The organism is Glaciimonas sp. PCH181 (assembly GCF_003056055.1).
Classification (GTDB): Bacteria; Pseudomonadota; Gammaproteobacteria; order Burkholderiales; family Burkholderiaceae_D; genus Glaciimonas.
Genome location: NZ_PYFP01000001.1, coordinates 932,364 through 959,254 on the forward strand (window position 1 = coordinate 932,364; position 26,891 = coordinate 959,254).

Below are 26,891 nucleotides of genomic sequence, written 5' to 3' on the forward strand. Positions count from 1 at the left end.
CGCTTAGGTTAGACATCGTCTGCATTATTCTTTAGTCACCCGCAACAATTCCGCCTGCGTCGTGACGCCGTCCCGCAACCAACGTTCGCCATCGGACCGCATGGTTTGCATGCCATCGCGTTGCGCGATTTGTTGGATCTCCGCTTCCGAAGCGCGGTGGTGAATCAGCGACTGAATCTCATCTGTTGCCAGCAACAATTCATAGACCCCGATACGCCCGTGGTAACCGGTATGACCGCAACGTTCGCAGCCCACCGCATGCCATACTTCACCGTCATGACGACGACAATGCGTGCACAATTTACGCACCAGCCGTTGCGCAACCACACCCAGCAGCGATGACGACAACAAGAATGGTTCGATCCCCATATCCAGCAATCGCGTCACGGCTGCTGCGGCATCATTGGTATGCAACGTCGCTAATACTAAATGCCCGGTAAGCGACGCTTGCACCGCGATTTGTGCGGTTTCCAGATCACGGATTTCTCCGATCATAATCACGTCAGGATCTTGCCGCAGCATCGCCCGCAGCGCCTTGGCAAAGCTCATATCGATGCGCGCATTAACCTGCGTCTGACCGACGCCAGCCAGTTCGTATTCAATCGGATCTTCAACCGTCAGAATATTCGTGTCGCCCGTGTTTAGCTGCGATAACGCGGCGTACAGCGTCGTCGTCTTACCCGAGCCAGTCGGCCCAGTCACCAGCACAATCCCATGCGGCTGTGCAATCAGCTTTTCAAACTGCGGCAGCATCTCAGGACTCATGCCAAGATGCTGCAAATTCAGACGTCCGGCGTCCTTATCCAGCAGACGCAGTACCACGCGTTCGCCGTGGCCAGTCGGCAGCGTCGAGACCCGTACATCGACCGGTTTGCCGCCGATACGCAGCGTGATACGGCCATCCTGCGGCAAGCGCTTTTCGGCGATATCCAGTTGCGCCATGATTTTGACGCGTGAAATCAGCGACGCATGCACCGCCTTCTTTGGCCGCACGATATCGCGCAGACCGCCATCGATGCGGAAGCGTACTACAGAAATTTGTTCAAACGGCTCGATATGAATATCGGAGGCACCATCACGCAAAGCCTGTGTCAACAATACGTTAATCATCCGTATCACTGGCGCATCATCGGATGACTCCAGCAAGTCTTCGATTGCGGGCAAATCCTGCATCAGGCGCGCAAAATCCAGATCGGATTCAAATTCATCCACCACCTGCGCCGCATCGCCGCCCGCCCCTTCATACGCTTTGGCAATCGCCGTTTCCAGTGCGCTGTGCGGCATTGTTTGCAAGCGGATACGGCCGAAACGCCGACTGACCTCAGCAATCGCGCTCGGTTGCGTTGCCTCGGATATCCACAGCGTAATTGCGGCCGTATTTACACCCTCGTCGCGTTGCGCCAACAACCCAAATTTTCGGGCGAATGCATAGGGCAACAAACGGGTGTCCGCCATGGGTAACGTGCTCATGGTGTGCGGTCCGGCAATGCCGCCGGTGCCAACGTCGGCGGCGTTACTGCTTCCGATAACGGCACTTTTGGCAAGCCTGATGCTTTAGCAGGCAATTGCATGAACGGGCCCCCATCTTGTAGTGCCGGGACAACCGCGGAGCCAAAATCCTTTAACAGAGACTTTCCCGGCTCGACGCTCATCTGACCCTGACGCATGTAATCGTAGCGGTCGGCCACGACAGTACCGCTTTGATCTTGATTGCGAATCACCGTCGGTCGCAAAAAGATCATCAGATTGGTTTTTGCCCGTGAGCCACTTTGATATTTAAAGAAATTGCCGATAAACGGCAGATCGCCCAATAAAGGCACCTTTTGGACTGAGTTGGCTTTATTGTCGCCAATCAACCCGCCCAGCACGATAATCTCGCCATCGTTCATCACCACATTGGTATCCAACGAACGTTTATTGGTCGTCAATCCGGCCGGATTGGTCAGACTGGTGGGGTCCACGCTAGAAACTTCCTGCGAGATTTCCATACGCACCGTGCCGCCTTCGGAAATATGCGGTTTTACGCGCAAGCCGACGCCGACATCTTTACGCTCAATCGTCTGAAATGGATTCTGCGCCGCACCGCCGGAATTCGGCACATACGAACCGGTAATAAACGGCACGTTCTGGCCGACGATGATTTTGGCTTCTTCATTGTCCAGCGTCAGCAAATTAGGCATCGACAACACGCTGCTGCCGTCTTTTCCATCGAGTGCCGTTGCCAGTGCACCCAGTCCAATTTTGCCCGCGATTTGGCGGAATATACCTATCGTCAAACCATTGCTGGGCGGCAATGGACTGCCAGAACTAGAACTAAGCGAGATCGCCTGATTCACGATATTGTCGCCGCCGGTGCCGAAACTGGTGCCGCCGCCCACCCGATAGTTGCTAGTGGAATTACCGCTGAGCGCCAGCCATTGCACACCAAGCCGCGCCGTTACCGTATCCGTCACTTCTACGATCAACGCCTCAACATAGACTTGGGCACGACGCGTATCGAGCTGATCGATCACGCCCCGAAGGCTGCGATATACCGGCTCGCTAGCGGTAATGATCAGCGTATTCGTGGTTTCGTCAGCCTGAATAAAGCCACCGCCGTTGCTATTGGAGGATTGCGCAGATCCGCCTGGCGATGCTGTCGGCGCAGCACCGCTGGCCGAACTTTGCAACATACTGCCGCTAGCCGCAGCTGGGCTGGATGATGATGAGGCTGAAGAGGATGCAGATGCTGGCGTTGAGGTCGATGATGTATCGGACGAGACTATCGAGCGTAACGTGTGCGCCAGTTTCACCGCATCGGCATTTTTCAGGTACACCACGTGCACGTTACCGACTTGCGTCGTCGGCTGATCAAGTTTAGCGATCAGCGCCTTGGCGAGATTAGCGCGACCGCTGGACGGCGCACGGACAATCACGGAATTGGTGCGGGAATCGGCTAAAACTATAATCCGACCGCTATCGCTCGCCCCTTGCGCCGCCGGGCCGCTATCCATTAATTTTTCAGTCATAACGGCGATATCGCTGGCGACGGCGTAGCGGATCGGAATCACATCCAGATCGCTGACCGCAGGCACGTCCAGCGCAGCGATCATTTTTCCCAGACGTTGCAAGTTCTCGGCATAGTCGGTAACGACCAGCGTGTTGTTACCGGGATTAGCGTTAATCGTGTTATTGGGCGAAATCAGCGGTCGCAGCACCGGCAAAATATTTGCTGCGGATTCATAATTCAGCGAAAAAATTTGCGTCGCGATCTGATCGCCACGGGCAGAGCGCGCCTGAGTCGACGATAGCTGCAACTTGGCATCGGCTTCCGGCACCACCTTCACAAAGCCGTCGCCGCTTACCAGCGCATAGCCTTGCAAGCGCAGCGTCGACGCCAGCAACGCCACCGCTTGCGACTTAGTCAGGGGTTTTTCTGATGCCAGATTGATCGTTCCCTTGACCCGCGGATCGATGATGAAAGTGATATTGGCGTACTGACCAATGGCCTTAATCACAGAATCGACATCGCCCCCCACAAAATTCATCACGGCTTGTCCATTGGTACTTTCGATGGCACCAGTATTCGCTGCAAATGCAGCTGGTGTTACAGCAATGGCAGCCACACAGATGACAATGGCACCAGTGACGTGCAAACTTGCGGTCAACTTCGATAATTTTGTTTTCATGATTTAAATGCTAATTCGATGACATCTTTGCCGTTAATCCGACTAGGCTGACCAAGAAAGCGTAGCAATCCCGCCAACTTCTCTTCCTGACCCTGTGCCGCTTGCGCGGTCCCTGAAAAATCTACATGACCGTTATTCAACATCCCTTTTCCAACCAGCAGCAGCGGACCGCTAAGCGTTTCCACGCCTATGGCTGCGTGCTGTCCCTGCCAATCCAGACCAATGCGATAGCTACCCAGAGGCTTGACGGGTGATAACCGCGAAGCCATTGCCGTCAACGCCAATGTCATCAATCCATGCAAATCGGCACCCTGTTTTGCCGCCAGCGACAACCGCAATGGCTGCCATGCCAGCACCATCTGGCCGGATGGTTGCAAGGTATTCCAGGGCGCGCCCAATGCCGTCAGCTGTTCTGCCGGTAACGCAATGCTACTGGCAGAAATGGTCCATATCCGCCAATCGCCGCTGATGCTGACCGGTTGCGATAGCGCCAGCGCATTTTCCAGGCGCAGATCCGTTCGTCCGACTAACATCAACGGTGACAATGTCCACACAATGCGCCCCGGTAACAACGGCGTAAAAGTGTCTTTTCCATCGGTTTTTGGACCTGCCGCGCCAATAAAAGCAGACCCATGCCACAGCGTGCCTTGCGCATCGCCCAACACAATGCGCCCAGCGGTCTGCGTTTCCAGCACCGACGCCAGCCACGCAGCAGGCAGAAATACCGTCAGCGTGATCAGCACACTCAACAACACAGCGCCACTCCACAAAAATGGATGGTTTTTTCCTTTATCTTTATCTACGCGATTGATACTAGTCATGCTGTTGCTGCCGCAGCGTTACGCTGGCATTCACCGTGCCCGCTTGCGCATTCACGGTGGCATCGATCACCTGCCATTGCGAGGTTTTCTGCGCATCGTCAAGCCAATCCAGCAAACCTGAAAAAGCCACATCGGACAGTTGCACCTTAGCAATATCACCGCTCATAACAATACTTTTTGCCAGCAATCCCTTGCGCTGCAACGCGGCTTCGATAGCCTCTTTGCTGATCGGGGCTGATGGCTGGGCTGCATGGCCTGCTAAGGTCCCCGCCTTAGTCAGCAACGATTGCAGTTGTGCCGATTGCTGGTGCAAAACAGGAAGACTCTTCTGCAAACGCAGTCGTCCGCTAAGTGCAGGATCAATCAATACCAGATACAGCAATGCCAACAAAACCACTGCAAAGCCGCATCCCAGCACAGTGCGTTCGCGTGGCTGGCGCTGCTGCCAGAAATCTTGGAATAACTGGGCGAGTCGCATCGGTAACGCATGTATGGTTGTCATTTAATTTGTCCGATTTTCCATACTGCTGCTTCCGTCGACACCAGCGATAACTGTGCAGCTTCCAGCGCTGCTTTGATTTGAGAACGATAAGCGTCAGCATCCGCAGCATTTTTGAACCGTACAAAAAGCTGATGATCGTGATATTCCACGCCCGCGATAGCCTCTTTTGCGCTTGTTTTAGACGCAGGCAAGCTAGCCCATGCATCACCAAAGCGCGCCACCAGCGGAATAAAATCATCGGCATCCAGCTGCCCGCCCTGCCGCTCGGCCAGCGTAATCTTTTGCCGGGCCTGCGCAATCGGATCGATAATCACGGTCTCATTCGGATAGGCAGCGCGGTAGCTATTGGTCATGCCGGTCCTCAGCGCATTCGCCTCGCGCCGTAAATTCCACCAATCGAGATTAAGGCTTACGATATTCACCAGCAGCAAGGCGATTACCAGACCCAATGGCCAACGCCAATTGCGCCACTGGACATTGTTAGTGCGCAAATTCAGCCCGGCCATTAAATCCATTACGCCGTTATTGCGTTCACCCTGGATTGCGCCAATCCAGTGCGCCCAATCATCAACCAACACCGTTATATCGTCGCTGGCGCAAGCGCTATAGGCGGTATAACTGGCAGCAGGCACATACAGCGTCATCGGCTGCTGCGGGACGACACCCCGCAATCCAGTAATGATGTCTTGTGGCAAGGACTGCTCCGACGCAGCCAACCAGCCGATACCTGCATGCGTAGATAGACGTAAGGCGATGTCAGTTTCCAGACCATATTCAGTCATCACGGCGACAGCACCATCCTCACGCCAAGGCACGCAAAGTTGCGCAGGCAAGGCTTGCAAATGACGTGCACCCAGCGCCGTAAATGTCTGCTCCAACAACGTCAGCCAGTCGCGCTGGACCACAGCAATCTGTCGCAACTTATCGCCTGTCAGATGCTTCCCATTGTCGATGACCATCACGCAATCGGCTGGCGCGACGAGCAGATGATCTTCCACCAGATGCGGTAACGCGGCCTTTAAGCGGCTGGCAGATAACGGCGGCGCGGGCATGCGCAGCAGCGTCACATCAGCGGCGGCCAGCAGCAGCACTGCCCGCTCGGCTTCCGCGATCAGAGAACTCAGCGCAGCGATCGGTTCGCAACCTTGCTGCACAATCTGGCCAGCGTCAGAAACCAACGCAAACAGGCATGGTGGCATGGCGACCTCGGCGGCGCTGTCGCACATCGCACGCGAAGGAAGTCGGATAAATAAAGTACTCAAAAAATCTCACTCATTTCTAGTGTTCTTTAGTCCAGAGCACGCTGGTGTGATTGAATTCACGTTTAATTAATGACACGGTATCGCTGGTCGCACGGCCCATGCGGACGTTGCCATAGACCAAAAAAAAACTACTGGAAAATCCGACCGGCTCAGGATTGCTGGTCGCAGAAATCGCGGTGTTGCCGGGCAAACGGGTCGAAAAATCCGCACCATCGCGAAAGTAAGCTGCCGTACGACTGGCAATCAGCGATGCTGCATCTGATGGCGACAAGCCTTCAAAACTAGCGTTCAATACCGCTGCCGACGTGGTATTCAGATTGATAGGCGTCATTATTGGTAGCACCACAACAAAGTCTTGCAAGCTGCGGAGAATCGCCGGACTGATGCCAGGCAACGCCAGCAAATCCTCGGTATGCAGCAGGGGCAATGCAACATTGGTATCCGTTGAAGCAGCTTGATTTTGGGGCGCTTTTGAAACTTGTGTGGCCGCCACGGCTGCGGCCACGGTATCGCCCAAGTCTGGCGACAAATGCAAGTTGATTAGCAGCCGCTTAAAGGTCGCCAGTTCAATCGGGTTGACTGCGCCATTGCTACTCAGATTGGTCAAGTTGTAGCGCGACTGCGCATCGACGATACGGCCCGACAGAATAACTTCGTTGTCGTTTGCACTGCCGCCGCTGGCCTGAGCCCCATCCACGTAGCTATCGAGACGCGTCTCCGCCAATGGTAAAGACCAGGATTGACCCAGATAATCGACATTTGACCCACTAGCGGAGACCCGCAATATCGTCGCTGCCCAATCAAGTGCGCCGCGCAAAATCCAGTCTTTCTGTAATTGCAGTCGTTGATTTTCAATCGACCGTACTTGCACCTGCTGCTGCCAGAACAAGCTAGATACCAGCGTGACCGCCAGCGCGGTTAATAGCAACGCAGTCACAATCGCCACGCCGTGCTGGCGGGATAATTGCCGTGCGGAAAATTGACTGGGCAGCAACTTGGTCACGTCGCACCCAGAAAAAAGGTTTTCACAGCGCGCCCATCGTGTCCGCGCAATTGCAAGCCCATTTCTAACCCGGCCCAATTGGCCGAGCCAGCCGCCGCAGCGCCATCAGCCCCATGCCAGATTTGGCCGATCTGGTCCCATACGCGTATTTGCATGCTCGCAATGTCGGATTGCAACACTATTGGTTGCAAGCCAGCCGCGGCGTTGTTGGTATCGCTGACTGCCGCTTGCCATGCAGCGTCAAGGTCTGGCAAAGCGCGGGTTGATGGCGATTCCTGACGGCTCAGTACGCCATTGCGCAAACGGTAACTCACCACCTCTAATCGAGTGGGCTGTTGATCGGCCAGCACCAATCGAATCATGGTGAGGCCATTTGCCGTTGCCGCCAATGCCGGACGTGCGCCTATCAATGCGGCTGGCGCAAGCTGCGCAGTGTCGCTCTGTAATTGTGCAAACGTCAGTTGCATACCACGCGTTTGTTCCAGTTCGGCGGTCAGCGCAACGCGGGCGCGCACGATACCGTCCAAACCGCGCCATCCAAGCACGGCGACCAGCGCCAGTATGCCGATGGCGACGATCATTTCGACCAACGTAAAGCCGCCGGAGCAACGTTTAACCACCGTATATAAGAGCGGAGAATCCGCCAACTTACGCGCCATTTGATACCACTTGTGTCAATTTAACGATCTGTCGCAGTGGATCGGCGTCGTCGAAAACCTGCACCTCAACGCGTCTGAAATAAGGATTCGGCGTCGCTAACACATGTTGTTCACAACGCAGTTGCCAGCCGTCTTGCGGGCAGCTAAAAGAAGCGTCGCCAAGCGGTGGCCAGATATGTGCCAGACGAATTTGCGTTAGTTGATTTTCAGCAGACCAGGTCGCCATCATCGTGACCCGTAAACCGCTACCATTTTTTGCCAGACTGCCAATGGCACGTAAGCTGGCACCCAGCGCCGTGCCGACAATGACCAATGCGACCAGCACTTCCAGCAGCGTGAAGCCTGCTGCCAGGTGTGGTTTCCGAGAGCCGGCTCGAAAGACTGAAATGGTCATCTATTCAATGGAAAAATGACCAATGCCATCAGCGCGTACAACCACGCTATCGTCCCCGGCATTCAGTGTTAGCAAAAATGGCTTATCGATAGGTTCACGGCCGAAAGTAATCCGCAGTGTCGCCGCCGATCCGGTATTCACCTGCGCCGGCGCTATCGACAAGCGCAGCGGCGCGCGCGTAAATGTACGCGGTCGCAGCAAGTCATTTTGATCCAACGCCTGCCAGCCGGCAGCCCCACTGACCAGAAAACGATAGCCGTCACCGTCGGCTTCAAACGCGGTCGGTCGATTTCGCAAAATCGCTTCGTCGCGGGTCAACTGTAGCAAAAGCGCAATCCGTTGCGCGTCGCTCTGTAATGCCTGTCGATCATTATTTAATGCACGAAACGATACAACCCCCAGCGTAATACCCGCAATCACGACCACTACCAACAGCTCTAGCAAGGTAAAGCCCTGCGAGCGCATCGGCTGCCGTAAATCGCGCTGTGAGCGAGATAGCGCAACGGGCATTAAAGATCCCACGAACCGATATCCGCATCGTTACCTTCGCCACCCGGCTGACCATCCGCGCCATAGCTAAACACATCAATCTCGCCTTTTATGCCCGGCGACAGATATTGATACGGGTTTCCCCAAGGATCTTTTGGCACCTTGTCGATGTAACCGCCGGTTTTCCAGCCATCCGCTCCGGTGGCTGGCTTCACCACCAGCGCCTGCAACCCTTGTTCAGTAGTCGGATAGCGGCGGGTATCGAGCTTGTAGATCTTCAGCGCCTGCATCAAGGTCGAAATATCCTGCCGCGCCGCCATGACCCGCGCATCGTCGGTACGGCCCATTAATTTGGGCACAATCAGTGCTGCCAGAATCCCCATAATGACGACAACGACCATAATTTCGATCAGCGTAAAGCCGCGTTGCACGCTGGCCGCATAGCGATGTCGCGCGCTACGGAAGACTGGGTTACACATTGAATTCCTTGTTGGTATGCCGGATTGTCTGACTGAATAGTAATTATTAGGAAACATCTGCAGAGATAAACCGGCGTTGCCGCATCCATTTGGTGGCAACCCATTTCTCTCCCTCAACAATCAAACTGCTAGCGTGTAGCGAAGCGTGATCCAGTTGATTCATGCTGTTGCAATACTCAAAATAAACCGCGTTACCTTGCTGTGGAGAAACACGCCATCCTGCTTCGGGAAATACCGTCTCGCCACCGGATGCCACATTGTTCAGATAGGTGACCATCGTGCTGACGCGTTGTCCGCTGCGCTGTAGCGAAGCGTGATTTGCTGCATTGGACGGCACCAAAAAATCAAAATGTGGCGCACTCTGCGCGCCGGTCGGGTAATACAAAATCTGTAGCCCTTCGCCGTTCTCCATCGGCAAATTTATCACATCAGAAATACGCCGGTCAAGGCGTGCAATGAAGGGATTTTCGGCTAGTCTAAAAAACATGCCGAAACTGCTGCGCTGGCCGCTGATGACGTTCATTCCGGTCTGCGGATCGACTAAAGTTGAGGGGGTAAGGCGAGGTTTTGCCATCGCGATTAATGTTTCGCATTCTTCGGCGCTAAAGACATTTTCCAGCACCGCCAGCATCGGGCGTTCCGCTCTGGCGGCGACGCGCACAAACCGGTCAGCGGTCTGAATCGTCGCGCCAGGACGCAAAATCGGTGTCTCATAGATATACGGCTGTGCCTGCTCATCCATTTCTACCGAATCGACAGGCGTGGGACGACCGGATTGACGTGCGGCAATAAAAGCGGCGACAATTGTTTGCGCCACTGGCGCGGTCATCTGTTGCGCCTGCATCTCCTGAATCAGCGCAGCGGGATCGCAACCCTGATTCAGGTTATGTAAAATCCAGCTACTTAAATCTGGAGAAAAACGAATGACAGAGCTCATTTAATATTCATCGATTACTGATTTTTCATTTATTTAAGACACAACGGATGCTATAAATTAACCGCAACCCAGCCCTGTTCAGTCTTGCGGAAACTTTCTTTTAACTGCATCGCGCCCGCGCCCAGAACGATGCGACTTACCATCGGAAATACTTTGCGCACCTCGGCATCGCCGGTCCATGGTGCGGCATCAACTTTGTAGGTGTAAGTGACGACAGCCTGATCGCCATTTTTATCGGATTTTTGCAACTCCCATCCCAGCACCTTGTCCAGCGTCAGCCTGGCAGCACAAAAATCGCCCTGGTGGACGACGATACTGCCGTCAGAGGTGGCGGTATGCATCTCTTTCGTCAGATAATATTTCTTCCCGGTGGCCGTCAGATCGTAGCGTTTGACGTTAATCATCTCGCCGGTACTGACGCCGCTCTCCGCATCTTTTACCGCGACCTGCGCCACCGAAGACTGCACCAGCCCAACTTTTTCTAACACCGGCATCTGCAATGCATTTCTGCCACTGGCATCCATTTCCTTCTGGGTGACATCAATCGGCCAGTTGTATTTAGCCAGACAAAGATCACCCTTTTTGGCCAGATAGTCATTCATGCCTACCGTAAAATTCGCCAGATTCGCGTCTGACTTGGTCGAGCATCCAGCGATAGCTAAAACGCACAGTGTGCCGATAATAATTTTCTTCATAGGGGATAATAGCAATTAAAAGTTAAGCAAATTTAGTTCACACAAGCACCGGAAGTCGGCGGCGTTTTAGACGGAACAAAGTCATCGTTAAGCGTCTTCAGGAAGCAAATCAAATCCGCCACATTTTGATCCGACATCGGCGGCGCACTGCCCGCAGCACGCCCGTCTAGCGGCATTTGCGTATCGATATTGGTGAGATAAGCTGACGGCAAATCGTTATATTTTTGTACGGTGCCGCCGACATATTGGGTTTTGATCAGACCGAAAGTCGGAAATGTCGGATCATTCACCGTTTTTGCCACACCGCCGACGGTCGGATACCAGATTTCCGGCATCGTATCGCGGGTGTTATAAAACTGGATGACCTGCTCTAACGAATGCATGACGCCGTTGTGGAAAAAAGCAGTGCGCGTTGCCACATTCCGAAGCGTCGGTGCCTTGAACATGCCGCAAAACGTATTTGGCGCGCCTGCACTGGTCGGCAAATGGTCGGTTCTGATCGGACCGCAGATACCCATATCAAAATAGGCCGGATTATTGTTATCCGGAATGCCCGGATTGCGCGGCACACTGATCGCCTCATAAGAAAAATCGGTGAACAACGCTGAACTGCCGTTTAATCCTGCGCCCTGATAATGGCAAGATGCGCAATTAGCGGTGGCCGGATCAGAAAACAGTTTCAGCCCACGGGTTTCGGCAGCGGTCAGCGTGCCACCGATTTTATTTCCTGCATAGAGATCGAACTTACTGTTATACGGGTGGAAACTCACGTCTTCCAGCTGAAAGGCCTGTAGCGCGGCGACTGCATTATTAAATGCTGCGTTGGTATCGGCAAACGCGTTGCTGCCGAACGCTTGCTTGAACAGCGCTGCATACGCAGACGCCTGTACCTTGGTGACGACGTTCGCGGGGCTGGTATTAGCCATTTCGCGCGGGTCTAATAAGGGAATTTTTGCCTGATCCGCCAAGCTGTTGGCGCGGCCATCCCAAGTAAAGCCGCCGCCGGGACCGGGCACACTGATGCCATCAGGGTTATCCAGCAAATCGGCATAGGCGGGAGTATTTTCTTTGTAACGCAAGGACGGTACGGCGCGGTTGCCCAGAGCGGTCAACGTTGGGCCACCTAATTGCACGGCCAGATTATTCGGTGGTCCATAGGCGGATTTTGGGTCATGGCAGGTGGCGCACGACATTTTTCCAGATCCGGACAGGGTAGCGTCAAAAAACATTTGTTTGCCGACCTGTGCTGCAAGGCTTAGCGCGACTTGGGGGGGCACTGGCGGGGTCACAGCGGCACTACTGTCGCCGCCACCACTGCAAGCTGACAGGCTCAACACTATTGAGGCGACCACACTCCCAAGACATACCCGGGTAAACATGCTTCGTTGAATCAAAGGACTGCTCCCAAAATACTGAAAACGAATGCTGCAAAAGCGTTTGCTTTCACAGCATTCCGAGAAATAGAAACTGCCTCGGAATAAGCTGCGTTCCGAGGCAATCTGATTATTTCTTTATTGCCCAAACGTTCGCTTGGGTTGCATCCGGACCGACTTGCGCTGGTACGCTCACGTCAGCCGATTGTTTGCCTGTATAGGTCGCAGGCGCTACAAACGCGTGGTTGATCGGACGCACAGAATCGAAATGGGTATCGGCGCTGCCCGCATATTCCGGCAAGTTCAGAATGTTGGCAGCAACAAAATTCTCCGAATATTTCGAACGATTCATGTAGGAGCCGTCCACTGCCGGGTCTGCCAGTTGGAACATATCCTGCAAAGTACGGACGAACGAGAAGTGACTGTACGCATCGCTATCCGAAATACCTGTCGGTGCGTTAGTCTGATTGGTCAGAATACCGAAAACGCTTTCGCCGTGACCGCGATTACCCTTGGTGTAGGAAACAACGGTGCTATCTACAGACCAGGTGCCATCAGGATTTTGCTTCAACGGATTTGCGACCGTACTATTCGCTGGATTCCAGCCGCAGCAAGAATTGAAACCGGCAGTCGCGTTACCTTCGTCAAACATCAAGACGATAGCGACACGTTTTTGCGGATTTTTCCAGATTGGCGATCCTTCGATCTTTTTAACCACGCTATCAACGTAGTTGTCGCCACGGGTAATGATCGCGCCGCCAGTGGCAACCGCCACGTTATTCGCAACGCTGCTGCAATCGCTGGCTGTCACCAACGCTGGATTGCTGCCGACAGTGCCTTTGACGGTGATACCGTGCATGTCATCACATTGATCCGGAACCACAAAGTTCAGCGTACCGATATTGCCGCTGACCAAATCCGTGCTCAGTTGGTCATAGTCGTAACCCGCTGGAATCGTGTAATCCAGACTATTTTTCAGGTTTGCATCCCATTGACCGCCGCCCAGCGTACGATTGCTGTAATTAAATTCAGGCGCGCTACGAACGTTCTGATACGCCATACCAGGATGATGCTTGGTGCGATACAACTGTGCAGGCAATGGCAGATTCAGACCCGTTGTGCCGACCGCTGCTGCGTTACCGCCCAGCGTGCCCGGTGCATAGACATGATCCTGCGCGACAACGGCAGCATCAGCCACGCTGTCGATACGGAAATCTTGACCCGGATTCATCGATTCGCTATATGTGCGCCATGTCAGACCGACAGACGTCAACGCATTAAACAGATTAGGACGACCAACGATGTTGTGCGAAGCGCCGCCTGTGGCGCAATTGGTTGGTGCAACTGGATTAGCGACAAACGGGGACTTAGCCAGGCCCGGTTGTGTGTTATCCGGCAACGGCAAATCTTGTGGTGCATTGGCGCCTGTAGCGGCACAGTTCCATTGATTGTCGTCGGTGATACCAAAATCGTCCGCGCCGCCCAGTGCAGTGTAGTTCGGCTCACTTGGGTTACCAGTAGCGTAATAGCTAGTCAACTGGTTACCGGCTTTCAGGTAAGCATTGATTTTTGGCGCGTAGGCTGAATTCAGGATCGATGACGATGCTTTGTTTTCCAGCATCACGATAAAGATATGGTCGTAACGTGGAATACCTTCCACATTGAATGCCGCCTGTTGCGATTGCAAGAAAGTAATCGGGGTACGGGTATCTGTCGTCGTCGCTGTTGCAGCGGTAACGTTAGTCATCCCTTTCAGGCGTGGATCGCCACCCGGAACAGCCAGTGCATCAGGGAACAAATCACCGCGATCAAGCTTGGTAATCGCAAAAGCAAAGCGATTAGCCAATGCGTTCGATTCGCTGATCATCGCTTGCTGGGGTGCACCGGTAACGCTGTTGATATCGCTCAGAATGCTAGTCACCGGCACGCCAATACGCGTCGCCAGATTTTGCTTTTCGGTCGCATAAGTGCTGTTATTGGCTTCGATCTGACGCGCGACTTCTGAAGACAGCGGGCTGATTACAATCGCGCTACCTTGTTCAGTTACCTGCGCTAGCGGGGCACGAAATACAGTACGGCTGCTGACCTTCACGCCGGTTGCAGTATTGATCGCAGTGGTACCGGTATCAACGAGTAGCGGTTGCAAGGATGCACTATTGAAAGTGAAATTTCCTTTAGCGTCGGTCAATACAGGATGTTCGGCAGGATCGCACTTACCGTTGTTATTGGCATCCACACACACCATCGCGCCTTGATAATACCCGGCCGCAAATGTTGGATCTGTCTTACTACCAGACTTAAACGCAGTGGCAGTAACAACACCGCTCATCTGCACCGCGCCAGTGCCGATGTTGCCATCGCTTCCGCCACCACCGCCACAGCCTGCCAGTACCGCTGCAGCCGCAAGCATGGTTAAAGATAGATTAAACGCCTTTTGTTTCGCAATTATCATGAATACCCCCTTAAAAATACAGTTGTGCTTGCCATAACTGAACGAAGCGCATTCTGACATTTCCAAAATGGACATTTATGAAGATTTGATGACATTTGCGTTACTGGACTTCACAAAGACAGAAGTTCAGATTGACGCTTTTAAAGCGGTCGGGATGCAGAAAAAATGTGCGATTCGCAGTCTGAAATGATGACATTTCATAGCGGAGCCGCATCATTTTTCTAGCCCGAGAAAATACCGGCCACGATAGCGGTTCGGTAGCGGTTCGATAGCGAAATCGACTGCCGGAATAGAAAGACGGATCAGGCAAAATCAGTGATCCGTCTTCATAAAGCAATCTCTCGGTGTGGCGTTTACGCTACTTTTTTATCTGTAGAGGGCAACCCTTTCAACCGCTTTGTGTAAATTTTCCGTCGCCCTCAGCATTTCTATCGCCGCGTAGATGATTTTTTCTCCGTCCTCCGCCAAATCAAAGCTATCAAGCGCCTTTTTCTGAGACAAACTTGCTGGTACAACGATCAATCGCGCCAACGCTGGCATCATCAAAATCGACCCACCCCTATTCCGTACAAGGTGTGGAAGGCGACATCGCCAATCCGGCAGATCGCGCCCGCCTCTATGAAACGCTGCGGGCTGACAAGCTGCGTATCGATGTGCTGTTTGCGAATGCTGGCGTCGGTGATTTTGGTCCTATCCGCACCATCACGGAAACCCAGTTCGATCATATCGTCGGCGTCAATCTGAAGGGAACGCTATTGTGCTTTTGAGAAAAAGTGCGATCGGCGTTGTCACTAGTTGAACTTTCCGCTATGCGCACCGCAGCATTCAAAATATTCTGACAGCCCTGCCCCAAGTTGGCACATAATTTATATTCACAGCGGCGCAAGTCAACGTCTCGTTACCATCGTAAACACGATCAAAGGCAAGCCATGAATCCTAGTGTTGCCCACATTGAGACCGAGTTCGACCTCATCCGACAAAAAGTCCACCGCGTGTTTGCTGCACAAGGCATTACGGCGCTGCAGCTGCGGCAAATTAGCCACGCCGAGCGTGCGGCAAAAATCAAAAAATTGAAGATGGCGTTGCTGGCAAATAGTGAAGCCGTAATCGCCGCTGGCTTTGCCGATTTTGGCAAGCCTGCCCCTGAAGTGTCACTGACAGAAATTTTGCCCGTTATCGCAGAGGCCAACGATGCGATACGCAAATTGCGGCGTTGGATGAAGCCTAAAAAAGTCTGGCCTTCGCGCATGACGGTAGGTACATCGAGTTATTTGCAATACGAGCCGAAAGGCCGTGTCTTGATCATCGCGCCGTGGAACTACGCAGTAAATCTCAGCTTGGGGCCGCTGGTTTCAGCGCTTGCAGCAGGAAATACGGTGATCATCAAGCCTTCCGAAATGACGCCACATACGTCAGCGGTGATCGCAAAGATTATCCGTGAAACTTTCGATGAGAACGAAGTCGCGCTATTCGAGGGCGAAGTCCAAATGACGCAGATCTTGCTTAATCTGCCGTTCGATCATATTTTCTTTACCGGCTCTCCCGCTGTCGGCAAAATCGTCATGGCTGCAGCGGCAAAACACCTGACCAGCGTCACGCTGGAACTGGGTGGAAAATCGCCAACGATAGTCGACGAAACCGCTGATCTGGCAGCCGCTGCAAAAAACATTTTGTGGGCCAAGTTCACTAATAATGGCCAAACCTGCATCGCGCCCGATCATATTTATGTTCACGCCAACGTCAAAGAGGCATTTCTGGCCGAATGTATCAAAACGCTGCAAGCCGCCTATGGCAGCGCAGCGGAACAAGTCAACAGCCCGGATTTGGCGCGCATTGTCAACGAGCGTCATGCGGCACGCGTCAAAGCTCTGCTAGACGATGCCATCGCCATGGGTGCTAAGGTGGTGGCTGGCGGTCAGGCTGATTTAATGCTCCGCTACATCGAGCCAACGCTGCTGACTGACATCCCCGATGACGCCATGATCATGCGCGAAGAAATTTTCGGCCCTTTGCTACCTGTCATTAGTTATGCACAACTGGATACAGTGATCGCCAGCATCAACGCCGCCCCGAAACCATTGGCCTTATATATCTGGAGTAGCAAACAGGCGACGATTGATAAAGTCATGCAACAGACCACCTCGGGCGGCGCTTGCATCAATCATTGCGTTGTACAATTTTTACACGGCAATCTGCCGTTTGGCGGGGTGAATAATTCTGGCATCGGCAGTGGTCATGGGCACCACGGCTTTCTGGCGTTCTCGCATGAAAGAGCCGTAGTGCGTAACCGCATCATGTTCGCCAAAATGTTCTATCCGCCTTACACGGCATTCACGCGCAGACTGATCGCCTTATTTATTAAGACAGTTTGATGAGACTGGCTGAATATTCTTTTTAGTCGGCTTATTCGACAGGGGCACTGAGCGCCGCGTTGAAACTGCTTTTAATGAGGGGCGTAGTGCGCCATGCATGCAAACTATAATCCTCGCGGCAGAAAAGCACTTGCCACCGACAAGGGTATCCATTTACTCATTGGCGATCGCAATCTCGCCCCAGCGCAGAAACACGTTAGGCCCGAGGTTGCAGCGCCAATGCAAGCACACGCGCCACATGCACCGCGTCTCCTTCCGTGCCGTCGTGAATTTGATGGCGACAGCTGGTACCGTCAGCAACGACAATTGCGTCCTTACCCGCCTTGCGCACAGCGGGCAGCAACGAGAGCTCGGCCATTGCAAGCGAGGCAGCATAATGCTCTGCTTCGTAACCAAAACTGCCTGCCATTCCACAGCACGAAGACTCGACAATCGACAATTCTATTTGCGGAATCCATTGCAATACCGTCTGTACCGGGCGGAATGCATCGAAGGCTTTTTGATGACAATGCCCGTGTACCAACACCTTGTTAGTTGCCAGCGGTTTGAGATCAAGCGTGAAACGTCCGGCGGTCTTTTCCTTCACCAAGAATTCTTCAAACAGATAAGCGGAGCGAGAAAGTTTCTGCGCCTCTTCACCATAACCATAGTTGAGAAATTCGTCGCGCATTGTGAGCAGGCATGATGGCTCCAGCCCAACTACCGGAACGCCACGATTCACAAACGGCATCAATGCGTCCAGACTTCTGCGCGCCTCGGCTTTAGCCTCATTGACCAGTCCGGCAGACAAATAAGTACGGCCACAGCACAGCGCTCGTTGCCCCGGCACTATGTTGAAAATCACCTGATAGCCAGCTGCCTCAAGAACCGTCTGCGCCGCCCGCGCATTTTCTGCCTCCATATAATTATTGAAGGTATCGACGAAGAGCAAAACTTCCTTACCTTCCGCCATTTTCCGAGTCGGCTTTGCGTCTTGAAGGAAGGCTTTTTTGAAACGCGGAAATGATCGTTGCGATGCTAGCCCTAAAGCGCGCTTTATCCAACCCGACACTAACGGAGTGCTGTCCGCCAGCGCAAGAACGCCGCCAATCCGGCTCGCGTACGGCGCGTATTTAGGCATATAAGCGACCAAACGATCACGCAGCGTAATACCATTTTTCTGGCTCCACGCAGCACGCGCTTCGATCTTAATCTTTGCCATATCAACGCCAGTCGGGCAATCACGTTTACATCCTTTGCATGAGACGCACAGATCCAGAACATCCTTGACCTCCTGACTTGCCAGTCCATCCTGTCCGAGTTGCCCTGAAATCGCCAGACGTAGTGTATTAGCACGACCGCGGGTTACATGTTGTTCATCTTTGGTGATGCGATAACTGGGGCACATGGTGCCCGCATCAAATTTTCGGCAATGGCCATTGTTATTGCACATCTCGACCAGCTTTGCGAGGCCGCCAGTGCGATCATCTCCGCTGCCGGGTGTTGTTTCCGTACCGGTCAACGGATCGCGCTTGACGTTCCAGGCTGACCAGTCAAGCTTTGGCGTCAATGGCAACTCGCGGTATCCAGGGGCGAAGCGGAAATTGCTAGCATCATCCATTTTAGGAGGACGCACGATCTTATCTGGATTGAAGCGATTGTCTGGATCGAACAATGCCTTGATTTCTGAAAACGCCGTATTCAGTTTCGGACCATATTGCCAGGCCACCCATTCGCCCCGACACAGGCCATCGCCATGCTCGCCCGAATAAGCACCCTTATATTTGCGCACTAAAACGGAGGCAGCCTCGGCGATTTCGCGCATGTCTTTGGCACCGTTTCTGCGCATATCCAGAATCGGTCGTACGTGCAACGTTCCCACGCTGGCGTGCGCATACCAGGTTCCCTCGGTGCCGTATTTATGGAATACCTCAGTCAACTGACTGGTATATTCAGCCAGATGCTCTAGCGGTACGGCACAATCTTCAATGAAAGACACTGGCTTACCATCGCCCTTCATGCTCATCATAATATTCAGACCAGCCTTGCGTACCTCCCACAACGCTTTCTGCTCGATGTCATTCGGCATCTGCACCACCGATCCGGGCAATTTCAGATCGCCCATCAAGTCGTTCAAGCGTGATAGTTTTTGCAAGGCCGACGCCAGATCTTCCCCTACAAACTCGACCAACAAAATTGCCGCCGGTTGACCGGTCAGTGCCTTTTCAATGACTGGCCTGAACGCCGGATTACTCATAGCCAGATCGATCATGGTGCGATCGACCAATTCCACTGCCGTAGGACCAAGTTTGACGATGTGCTGGGTCAAATCCATTGCCTGGTAGAAAGTCGGAAAATTAACCACTCCCAACACTTTGTGCTTTGGAATAGGCTGCACGTACAACGTCATTTGTCGGCTAAAAGCCAACGTTCCTTCGGAGCCAACCAATAGTTGCGCCAGATTAGCCATGCCGTCATCGGTATAAGCACGCGGATTCTGGCAATCAAAGATATCGATGTTATAGCCCGCAACCCGCCGCAATACTTTCGGCACTCTCTCAATGATTTCATCTCTTTCGCGCAGCGCGATGCGTTGCACGCCTTGCACGATATCGTGCAGCCTGCCTCTGGCTGGCATCTCATTGAGTCGACCGAATCGCCCTTGCGTGCCATCGGCGAGTATGGCGTCGATAGCCAGCACGTTATGCACCATATTGCCGTATTCGATAGAGCGTGAGCCGCAAGAATTATTCCCGGCCATGCCGCCCAACGTGCACTGCGCGGCGGTCGATACGTCAACCGGGAACCATAAACCATGCGGCTTTAACCACGCATTCAGATGATCTAGAACAATCCCGGGCTCGACCGTTACCGTCCGCGCTACAGGATCGAAATCGATAACGTTATTAAGCCACTTACTGTTGTCGATCACCACCGCTTCGCCCACCGTCTGCCCGCACTGACTGGTGCCAGCGCCACGCGCAAGAACCGGCAAGTTATGGCTGCGCGCTATATCAAGCGCTATCGCCAGATCACTCTGATCGCGTGGTACGACAACACCAATCGGCATGATCTGATAGATCGAGGCATCGGTGGAGTATCTGCCACGGTCCGCCTTTCCAAAAAGAACATCACCGCGCAATTCGCGTTTTAGCTGGCTGGCGACAGCCGATTGCGGGCCACCGCTTTGCGGGACTAGGGAGATGGGTTTGAGCAACATAATAAGAATCCTGAATTAACGTAAAAGTTGTGGTGATACCTTTAAATTATGACGACCCGACCTTAGACGCATTCACCAAATCATTCGAATCGTGGTGTTGAAATTTGCTGTCTGGCCGCATACGGAACGCCAAAAATACGCCGAAAGCCATCAAGATCATGCTGCCGACAAATGGCAATTCCCAGTTACCGAAACGATCGATCAGATAACCCGATAACACTGGGCTAATGATCGCGGCCAATGCCGAACCGCTGTTCATCATGCCGCTGGCCGTTCCCGAAAATTCCGGGGCAATATCCATAGGGATCGCCCACATCGGGCCGATGGTCATTTCTGCGAAGAAAAAACCTGCGCTCAAGCACAGAATCGATATGTAGACGTTATGGTTAAACATCAGCGGCAACAGTGAAAGCAACGTCAGCAACATGCATACCGATACCATGTAGCTGCGTGCGCGTTTGAGGTTGCCGGTGCGTTTAAGAATGTTGTCGCTGACGATACCGCCGAGGGTGTCGCCCAACACACCAGCGAAAAATACGCTTGATGCAAATAGCGCAGATTTCTTGATATCGAGATCGTAGCTATGCAGAAAATATTGCGGAATCCAGCTAAGAAACAGCCAAAGCGTCCAGCCATAGCAGAAATAAACTACGGTGACGGGAAGCATCCGCTTGAACAGAGAACCCCAGGGTGTTTTAGGTTTTAATTTACGCTGCGCAGGCAAACCGGCGAGTTCTTCTGTCGTCATGCGCGGATGTTTTTCCGGATCTTCAGTAAAGACAAACGCCCATACAACTACCCATACAAGACTAAGTACACCGCAGATGTAAAAAGACGTCCGCCAGCCATGCGTCGCCATGACAAATACCACTGCGGCGGGCGCGACAGCATTGCCGATACGTGCAAACGCGTGCGTAATGCCTTGGGCAAAGCCACGATTTTCTTTCTTTACCCAGCGCGACATCGCCGTTGTGGCAGCAGGAAATGTCGCACCTTCGCCAAGCCCCAACAGCAAACGGGCCAATAGCATTGAGATCAATCCACCTGAAAATCCCGTCAAGATAGTCGCCACCGCCCACAACACGCCGCAATAAATAAGCGTACGTTTTGCACCAAATTTGTCGCTGACCCAGCCACCGATGATTTGAAATACCAGATAGGGATAGGCGAAGGCCGAAAAAACCAACCCAATTTCTGTCTTGGAAAGATTAAATTCCTTACCAAAACCCGAGGCTGCACTACTCACATTAACGCGATCCAGATAGGTGATGAAATACATCAGACACAGCATTAGCAGCACGACCGTAGTCGCACGCAGGCGAAGGTGTTTCATGGTTGTCTCCATTATTATTATATCGTCGGGCCTGAGCCAGACATCTACACTCGTCGTCTGCGCGGCGATGTAGGGGAATGACTTTCGTATCTGATCATTTGGCTGCTAGCACAATCAATCAGATAAAAAGGCCATTTTCAAAACATAAGAGGTATGGCGGTTGCCACCCTCTTCCAACGGTTATCAGGCCACTGACAACAAAGGTGCTTTTCTTTGCGCAGAAAGAGATTCCATTGCCGCCAGAACACCACTGCCCGCCAACGACACACCAGCCAACTTCAGCCCCATTTCACAACCGGACAACGTCGCCATCAGCGTCAAATCGTTGGCCTCACCAAGATGGCCGATGCGGAACATGCCGCCCTTCATTTTCCCAAGTCCTGTTCCCAGCGACATGTCAAAGTTCTCGTAAATGATTTTACGAATCACATCAGCATCGAATCCGGCTGGCGTCATGACGCCGGTCAGCACTGGCGAGTACACCTCGGGATCATTACATTGCACCTCAAGCCCCCAAGCGTGAACCGCTTTGCGGCAGGCCGCAGCTAAACGTTCGTGACGAGAAAATACGTTTTCCAGTCCTTCACCCAAAATCATGTCAAGCGCTTCAGACAGGCCGTACAGCAAATTTGTGTTCGGCGTATAAGGCCAATAGCCGGTTTCGTTCATCGCAATGATCTCAGTCCAGTCCCAGAACGCACGTGGAAGTTTGGCGCTCTTACTAGCTTCGATAGCTTTTTTAGAAACGGCGTTGAAACTAATTCCGGGCGGCAGCATCAAGCCTTTTTGTGAGCCGGAAACAGTCACGTCAACGCCCCATTCATCATGGCGGTAATCCGCGGAAGCCAATCCAGAGATCGTATCGACAAGCAGCAACGCCGGATGTCCGGCGGCGTCAATCGCTTTGCGCACCGCTGCAATGTTCGAGGTAACGCCGGTGGATGTTTCGTTGTGGACTACGCATACCGCTTTGATAAGATGGGCAGAGTCTTTGCGCAAACGCTCCTCGATCATGTGGGCTTGTACCCCTTTACGCCAGCCCTCGACACCTGGTAATCCAAGAAATTCAGGCTTCAGTCCGAGCGCTTCTGCCATCTTTTTCCATAACGTTGCGAAATGCCCGGTTTCAAACATCAGCACTGTGTCGCCAGCGCTAAGCGTATTAGTTAACGCCGCTTCCCAAGCGCCTGTACCGGAAGCAGGGTAAATCACGACCGGCTGTTCGGTCTTGAAAATTTTCTTGATTCCCGCCAGCACTTGCAGACCGAGTGCGCCGAATTCAGGCCCACGATGATCGATGGTGGGATAGCTCATTGCTCTTAATATACGGTCCGGCACTGGACTGGGTCCTGGAATTTGAAGAAAGTGGCGACCCGCCGGATGAAAGTTTAGTGTTAACATTTGCTCTCCTTTGTCAATTGAATTTTGAATACAAAATACTTTATCAGTCAAAATTCAATTCGTAAAGCGTAATTTTCATCCCGTCAGATTATTTTTTTCTCATTAAAAGTTACGTTAATAATCACAAATAGCCTATTAAATTAATTTTATTATAATAAAATAGGCACGATTAACCTATAGCACACGCAAAAGCAGCCATTTTTGTGTAAAACACTTTGTGTTAGAATTACTCGAATTGAAAAACGGAAATTTGCATGAAAAATACAATTCAGAGTGAAGTAGCCACATCGGCATCTCCTGCCATCCCTAAGTTGGAAAGGCTGCGGCTTCACGATACGGTAGTAGAGCATCTGCGTAATCTGATTGTGGAAGCGGTGCTTGTCCCCGGCGTAAAGCTCAACGAACGTGAGTTATGCGAAACGCTGGGCATATCCCGTACGCCGCTGCGCGAAGCGATGAAGGTACTTGCCGCTGAGGGATTGATCGACATTTCACCGAACCGCGGGGCTTCTGTCTCCACGCTGTCCGAAGCGGAAATATGGGAAACGTTCGAGTTCATGAGCGGACTGGAAGCGTTCTCGGGTGAATTAGCCTGCGAACGGATAACGCCAATCGAGATCGCAGAAATAAAGGCGCTGCATTACGCAATGCTTGCCTGCAAGGCGCAAAACGATTTGCCCGGTTATTACACGCGCAATCAGGAAATCCATGACAAGATCAATGAAGCCGCACGCAATACCGTATTAAGGCAGACGTATTTATCGGTGAATCGAAGACTCAAAGCATTGCGCTTCAAATCGAATTTTCAAGCAAAAAAATGGGATGAGGCTGTTCACGAACATGACGATATGATCCAGGCGCTGGAAGCAAGAGATGGCGCCCGTTTGTCTGCCATCCTGCGCCTGCATCTTCTTCGTAAACGGGACGCTGTATTGAGCAATCCAGTCGTTCAGACGAAGATCTCCACCGAATAAATAGTTGTTTGTGTATTAGCTGATGTAGCTATGGATTCATCATCCTGACAAGTCAAACAAATGGGCCACTTCGCAAGCGAAGTGGCCCATTTAAATTTTATGAAATCTGAATGGCTGGAATACCGGTCATTCGGAAATCTCTTCGAGTCGTCGGCCATTGGTCTTCGAACCAAATATCCCGATCACGGCCATGCAAATGAGCATTGCAGCGGAAATAGCCGCGAACACGCCAACCACCCCGAAGTCACGCAAGAAAAATGCAATGATGAAGCCGGACATGCTGGCCCCAATCCGGCTAAACGAATACACCAAGCCAGCCGCACGCGCGCGCACCCCCGTCGGAAACAGCTCGGTTTGGTACGCGTGATAAGCGACCGACAAGGCTGAACCGGACAAGCTGATCAGAATGCCCAGAACAATCAGCGGGCCGACATCTCTTGACTGCGAAAACAGCATGCCAAAAACGATGACGGCAAATGCGGCATAGACGATCAACCATTTACGTTCTAGTTTGTCCGCGATCATCATAGACAGCAATGGGCCAATCGGGCTTGCCGTGGCAATGACAAAGGCGTATAGCAGACTCTTGGTGACGGTGATGCCCTGCCCAATCAAGAGCGTCGGCACCCAGTTGTTAAAGCCGTAAAAAGCGAAAGCCTGAAAGAAATTGAACACTAGCAACATGATGATCCGCGAGCGATAAGGTGCTTTCCAGATAGCGGAAAAAGCGACCATTTCCCGTTTCTTTTCCGCAATCGGCGGCAGTGATGGCGGCAGTGTCCCACCGTATTGGGCGGCTACTTTGCTTTCTATCTTTTCCAGCACCCTCTCCGCATCGGCAATCCGGCCTTTGTAGGCAAGCCAACGCGGACTCTCAGGAACGGCACGGCGAATGAACCACACCACAACTGCACCAGCCGAACCTAGCATAACTACCCAGCGCCAGCCGTCAAAGCCGAGTGGCGACAATGGCACCAGCCAAAACGAGAGAATGGCGGCGACGGGGGCGGCACAAAACATTACCGCCTGATTAAATGCCATAGCCCGCCCGCGCATGTGATGCGGCACCAATTCGGTGATATATACGTCAATCGTCACGATTTCTATGCCTACGCCTATCCCCGTGATAAAGCGCCATAACAACACGCCCTCGCTGGTTGTTTGGAGTGCCATGATGGCTGAACCGATCGAATACCAGATTAAGGAAACAGTGAACACGGAGCGCCTGCCGTAACGGTCCGACAAAAAGCCTAGTCCAAAGGTGCCGACGAATAAACCAGCGAAGGTGACGGCAATAAAGGCACCGATGCCCTTGAAACCAAAAAAAGTCTCCGTCGTGGTGGCAAACAACCCGCTTTTGGCCATTCCAGGAGCGATATATCCAGTAAAAACCAAATCATAAATTTCGAAGAATCCACCTAATGAGATGAGGAATACCAAAATCCATAAATAAGGTGTTGTCGGCAGACGATCCATTCTTGCAGAGATGGACGATGCGGACCCGATCGCAAGGGATTCATTTTTCATACGGTCTCCGTAGAAAGAGCGGACCGCAATGCATACGATAAGTCTGCTATATCAGACTTGTATATTTTTTTCATAATGTCTCCTTTGAGTGATGTCCGTTATTAGGTTCGGACTACTTTATGTCTTAGATCATGACGATGATTTGGGGATATTTTGCCCACACCAAATTAGCCCAACTGTCAATTTCCTAGGCCGTTCGGGATAGCGCGAGTTGCGCCAATATCTGCTCGGTGTGCTCACCGATTGCGGGCAGCGGCCGCTGCACGCCTAAACGACGTCCTGCCATCAACATCGGCAGCAACACCACATCGGTAGTCCCGCCATCTTCCGTTTGCATCGGCACCAGTCCGCCGCTGGCTTTCAGATGAGGATCTTGTAGCAACTGATCTGGACGCCCGATTGGCGCGTAAGGCAGGCCCGCCGCCTCCAGTTTGGCGGATAACTCATCAATCTTGTGGTGTTGAAGAATCTGGCCAAGGCGTTCCAGGACGGCAGGCCGTATTGCGACCCGCTGATCGTTAGTTCGCAATGACGGATCATCCAATAAATCCTGGCGTTCTAGCACGCTACACAGCAGATTCCACTGCTTGTCGCTGACGGCGGCTATGAACAGTTGCTGACCATCGGCCAACGTAAATACGTCATACACTGACCAAGGCGATGCGCGTGCCGGCATCGGTGGCGGCGCCTCGCCGGACATCGCGGCCTGCTGCATGTGGGAAGAGACAAGAAAGGCGCAATTCTCAAACAGCGCACTTTGTACTTCCTGACCACGGCCGGTTGTGCACCGTTCCCACAGGGCGGCGAGCACCCCAATCGCACCAAACATGCCGCCCATGATGTCATTCACCGAAGCTCCCGCCCGCAAAGGTCGCCCCGGCGGGCCAGTCATGTACGACAGACCGGCCATCATTTGCACGACTTCGTCCAGTGCTAATCGATTTTCGTATGGGCCCGGCAAAAAGCCCTTATGCGACACGTAAATCAAGCCCGGAAATGATCTCGACAAAGATTGGTAATCCAGTCCGAGTTTTTGCATAAAACCGGGACGGAAGTTCTCCAGCATGACGTCACATTGACCGATCAATTCCTTGGTCGTCGCTAATCCCTCCGGGGTATTTATATCGAGCACGACACTCTTTTTATTACGATTAAATGTGCGAAAAAACCCCAGGCCTACGCCAGACATTTTGCGCGTCTTGTCGCCATTAGGTGGTTCGATCTTAATCACCTCGGCACCTAGATCAGCCAGGATCATGCCGCAGGTCGGCCCCATGACCATGTGACTGAATTCGATGACACGCACGCCTTGCAGTGGCAATGGGTTATTAATAGGTATGTTCATAGTTGA

At 52.7% G+C, this 26,891-nt stretch carries 22 protein-coding genes; 3 read left to right on the forward strand and 19 right to left on the reverse strand.

Annotated features, from left to right (window positions below; genetic code table 11):
* Positions 1 to 24: 24 nt before the first annotated feature.
* From gspE to C7W93_RS04225, 14 genes are all read right to left on the reverse strand, one after another.
* Positions 25 to 1,470 (reverse strand): type II secretion system ATPase GspE, encoded by a 1,446-nt coding sequence (gene gspE, locus C7W93_RS04160; protein ID WP_201747157.1) that lies wholly within the window; start codon positions 1,468 to 1,470, stop codon positions 25 to 27.
* Entirely contained in the window at positions 1,467 to 3,668 is a 2,202-nt protein-coding gene (gspD, locus tag C7W93_RS04165) for a type II secretion system secretin GspD (RefSeq protein WP_108438888.1), read from the reverse strand. The genes gspE and gspD overlap by 4 nt, the downstream gene beginning before the upstream one ends.
* Complete coding sequence (locus C7W93_RS04170) at positions 3,665 to 4,489, reverse strand: type II secretion system protein N (protein ID WP_108438889.1); 825 nt, start codon at positions 4,487 to 4,489, stop codon at positions 3,665 to 3,667. The genes gspD and C7W93_RS04170 overlap by 4 nt, the downstream gene beginning before the upstream one ends.
* Positions 4,482 to 4,991: a type II secretion system protein GspM gene (gene gspM, locus C7W93_RS04175; protein WP_108438890.1), complete on the reverse strand. Its 510-nt coding sequence runs from the start codon at positions 4,989 to 4,991 to the stop codon at positions 4,482 to 4,484. The genes C7W93_RS04170 and gspM overlap by 8 nt, the downstream gene beginning before the upstream one ends.
* The gene (gene gspL, locus C7W93_RS04180; protein WP_146177517.1) at positions 4,988 to 6,253 is read right to left on the reverse strand and encodes a type II secretion system protein GspL; all 1,266 of its coding nucleotides are present in this window, start codon (positions 6,251 to 6,253) and stop codon (positions 4,988 to 4,990) included. The genes gspM and gspL overlap by 4 nt, the downstream gene beginning before the upstream one ends.
* A 16-nt stretch (positions 6,254 to 6,269) precedes the next feature.
* Positions 6,270 to 7,256, reverse strand: a complete 987-nt coding sequence (gene gspK / locus C7W93_RS04185; protein WP_225869744.1) for a type II secretion system minor pseudopilin GspK — start codon at positions 7,254 to 7,256, stop codon at positions 6,270 to 6,272.
* The gene (locus tag C7W93_RS04190) at positions 7,253 to 7,915 is read right to left on the reverse strand and encodes a type II secretion system protein J (protein ID WP_108438892.1); all 663 of its coding nucleotides are present in this window, start codon (positions 7,913 to 7,915) and stop codon (positions 7,253 to 7,255) included. The genes gspK and C7W93_RS04190 overlap by 4 nt, the downstream gene beginning before the upstream one ends.
* On the reverse strand, positions 7,905 to 8,309 hold the full coding sequence (gene gspI, locus C7W93_RS04195; RefSeq protein WP_108438893.1) for a type II secretion system minor pseudopilin GspI: 405 nt from the start codon (positions 8,307 to 8,309) through the stop codon (positions 7,905 to 7,907). The genes C7W93_RS04190 and gspI overlap by 11 nt, the downstream gene beginning before the upstream one ends.
* On the reverse strand, positions 8,310 to 8,819 hold the full coding sequence (locus C7W93_RS04200; protein WP_108438894.1) for a GspH/FimT family pseudopilin: 510 nt from the start codon (positions 8,817 to 8,819) through the stop codon (positions 8,310 to 8,312).
* Positions 8,819 to 9,277, reverse strand: a complete 459-nt coding sequence (gspG, locus tag C7W93_RS04205) for a type II secretion system major pseudopilin GspG (protein WP_108438895.1) — start codon at positions 9,275 to 9,277, stop codon at positions 8,819 to 8,821. Before gspG ends, C7W93_RS04200 begins: the two co-directional genes overlap by 1 nt.
* 46 nt (positions 9,278 to 9,323) lie before the next feature.
* Positions 9,324 to 10,214, reverse strand: coding sequence for a 2OG-Fe(II) oxygenase (locus C7W93_RS04210; protein WP_108438896.1), 891 nt, complete (start codon positions 10,212 to 10,214; stop codon positions 9,324 to 9,326).
* Between the two features lie 50 nt (positions 10,215 to 10,264).
* Positions 10,265 to 10,909, reverse strand: coding sequence for a hypothetical protein (locus tag C7W93_RS04215; protein WP_108438897.1), 645 nt, complete (start codon positions 10,907 to 10,909; stop codon positions 10,265 to 10,267).
* A gap of 32 nt (positions 10,910 to 10,941) precedes the next feature.
* Positions 10,942 to 12,288 (reverse strand): cytochrome-c peroxidase, encoded by a 1,347-nt coding sequence (locus C7W93_RS04220; protein ID WP_108438898.1) that lies wholly within the window; start codon positions 12,286 to 12,288, stop codon positions 10,942 to 10,944.
* A 124-nt stretch (positions 12,289 to 12,412) separates the two neighbouring features.
* Entirely contained in the window at positions 12,413 to 14,734 is a 2,322-nt protein-coding gene (locus tag C7W93_RS04225) for a phosphoesterase (RefSeq protein ID WP_108440473.1), read from the reverse strand.
* 503 nt (positions 14,735 to 15,237) lie between these two features.
* Here C7W93_RS04225 and C7W93_RS04230 point away from each other — a divergent pair.
* Positions 15,238 to 15,501, forward strand: coding sequence for an SDR family NAD(P)-dependent oxidoreductase (locus C7W93_RS04230; RefSeq protein WP_108438899.1), 264 nt, complete (start codon positions 15,238 to 15,240; stop codon positions 15,499 to 15,501).
* A 162-nt stretch (positions 15,502 to 15,663) separates the two neighbouring features.
* A complete protein-coding gene (locus C7W93_RS04235) occupies positions 15,664 to 17,106 on the forward strand; it encodes an aldehyde dehydrogenase family protein (RefSeq protein WP_108438900.1) in 1,443 nt (480 codons plus the stop codon).
* A gap of 196 nt (positions 17,107 to 17,302) precedes the next feature.
* Here C7W93_RS04235 and C7W93_RS04240 read toward each other — a convergent pair whose 3' ends face one another.
* The 3 genes from C7W93_RS04240 to C7W93_RS04250 form a co-directional block, all read right to left on the reverse strand.
* Positions 17,303 to 20,305: an FAD-binding and (Fe-S)-binding domain-containing protein gene (locus C7W93_RS04240; RefSeq protein ID WP_108438901.1), complete on the reverse strand. Its 3,003-nt coding sequence runs from the start codon at positions 20,303 to 20,305 to the stop codon at positions 17,303 to 17,305.
* Between the two features lie 46 nt (positions 20,306 to 20,351).
* On the reverse strand, positions 20,352 to 21,638 hold the full coding sequence (locus tag C7W93_RS04245; RefSeq protein ID WP_108438902.1) for an MFS transporter: 1,287 nt from the start codon (positions 21,636 to 21,638) through the stop codon (positions 20,352 to 20,354).
* Between the two features lie 183 nt (positions 21,639 to 21,821).
* The gene (locus C7W93_RS04250) at positions 21,822 to 23,039 is read right to left on the reverse strand and encodes an alanine--glyoxylate aminotransferase family protein (RefSeq protein ID WP_108438903.1); all 1,218 of its coding nucleotides are present in this window, start codon (positions 23,037 to 23,039) and stop codon (positions 21,822 to 21,824) included.
* Between the two features lie 254 nt (positions 23,040 to 23,293).
* On the opposite strand from C7W93_RS04250, the gene C7W93_RS04255 reads away from it, so the two are divergent.
* Complete coding sequence (locus C7W93_RS04255) at positions 23,294 to 24,013, forward strand: GntR family transcriptional regulator (RefSeq protein ID WP_108438904.1); 720 nt, start codon at positions 23,294 to 23,296, stop codon at positions 24,011 to 24,013.
* Between the two features lie 126 nt (positions 24,014 to 24,139).
* Here C7W93_RS04255 and C7W93_RS04260 read toward each other — a convergent pair whose 3' ends face one another.
* Positions 24,140 to 25,540 carry an MFS transporter gene (locus tag C7W93_RS04260; RefSeq protein ID WP_108438905.1) on the reverse strand — a complete coding sequence of 467 codons (1,401 nt, stop codon included), beginning with the start codon at positions 25,538 to 25,540 and terminating at the stop codon, positions 24,140 to 24,142.
* A gap of 187 nt (positions 25,541 to 25,727) precedes the next feature.
* Positions 25,728 to 26,885, reverse strand: a complete 1,158-nt coding sequence (locus tag C7W93_RS04265; RefSeq protein WP_108438906.1) for a CaiB/BaiF CoA-transferase family protein — start codon at positions 26,883 to 26,885, stop codon at positions 25,728 to 25,730.
* Positions 26,886 to 26,891 lie beyond the last annotated feature (6 nt).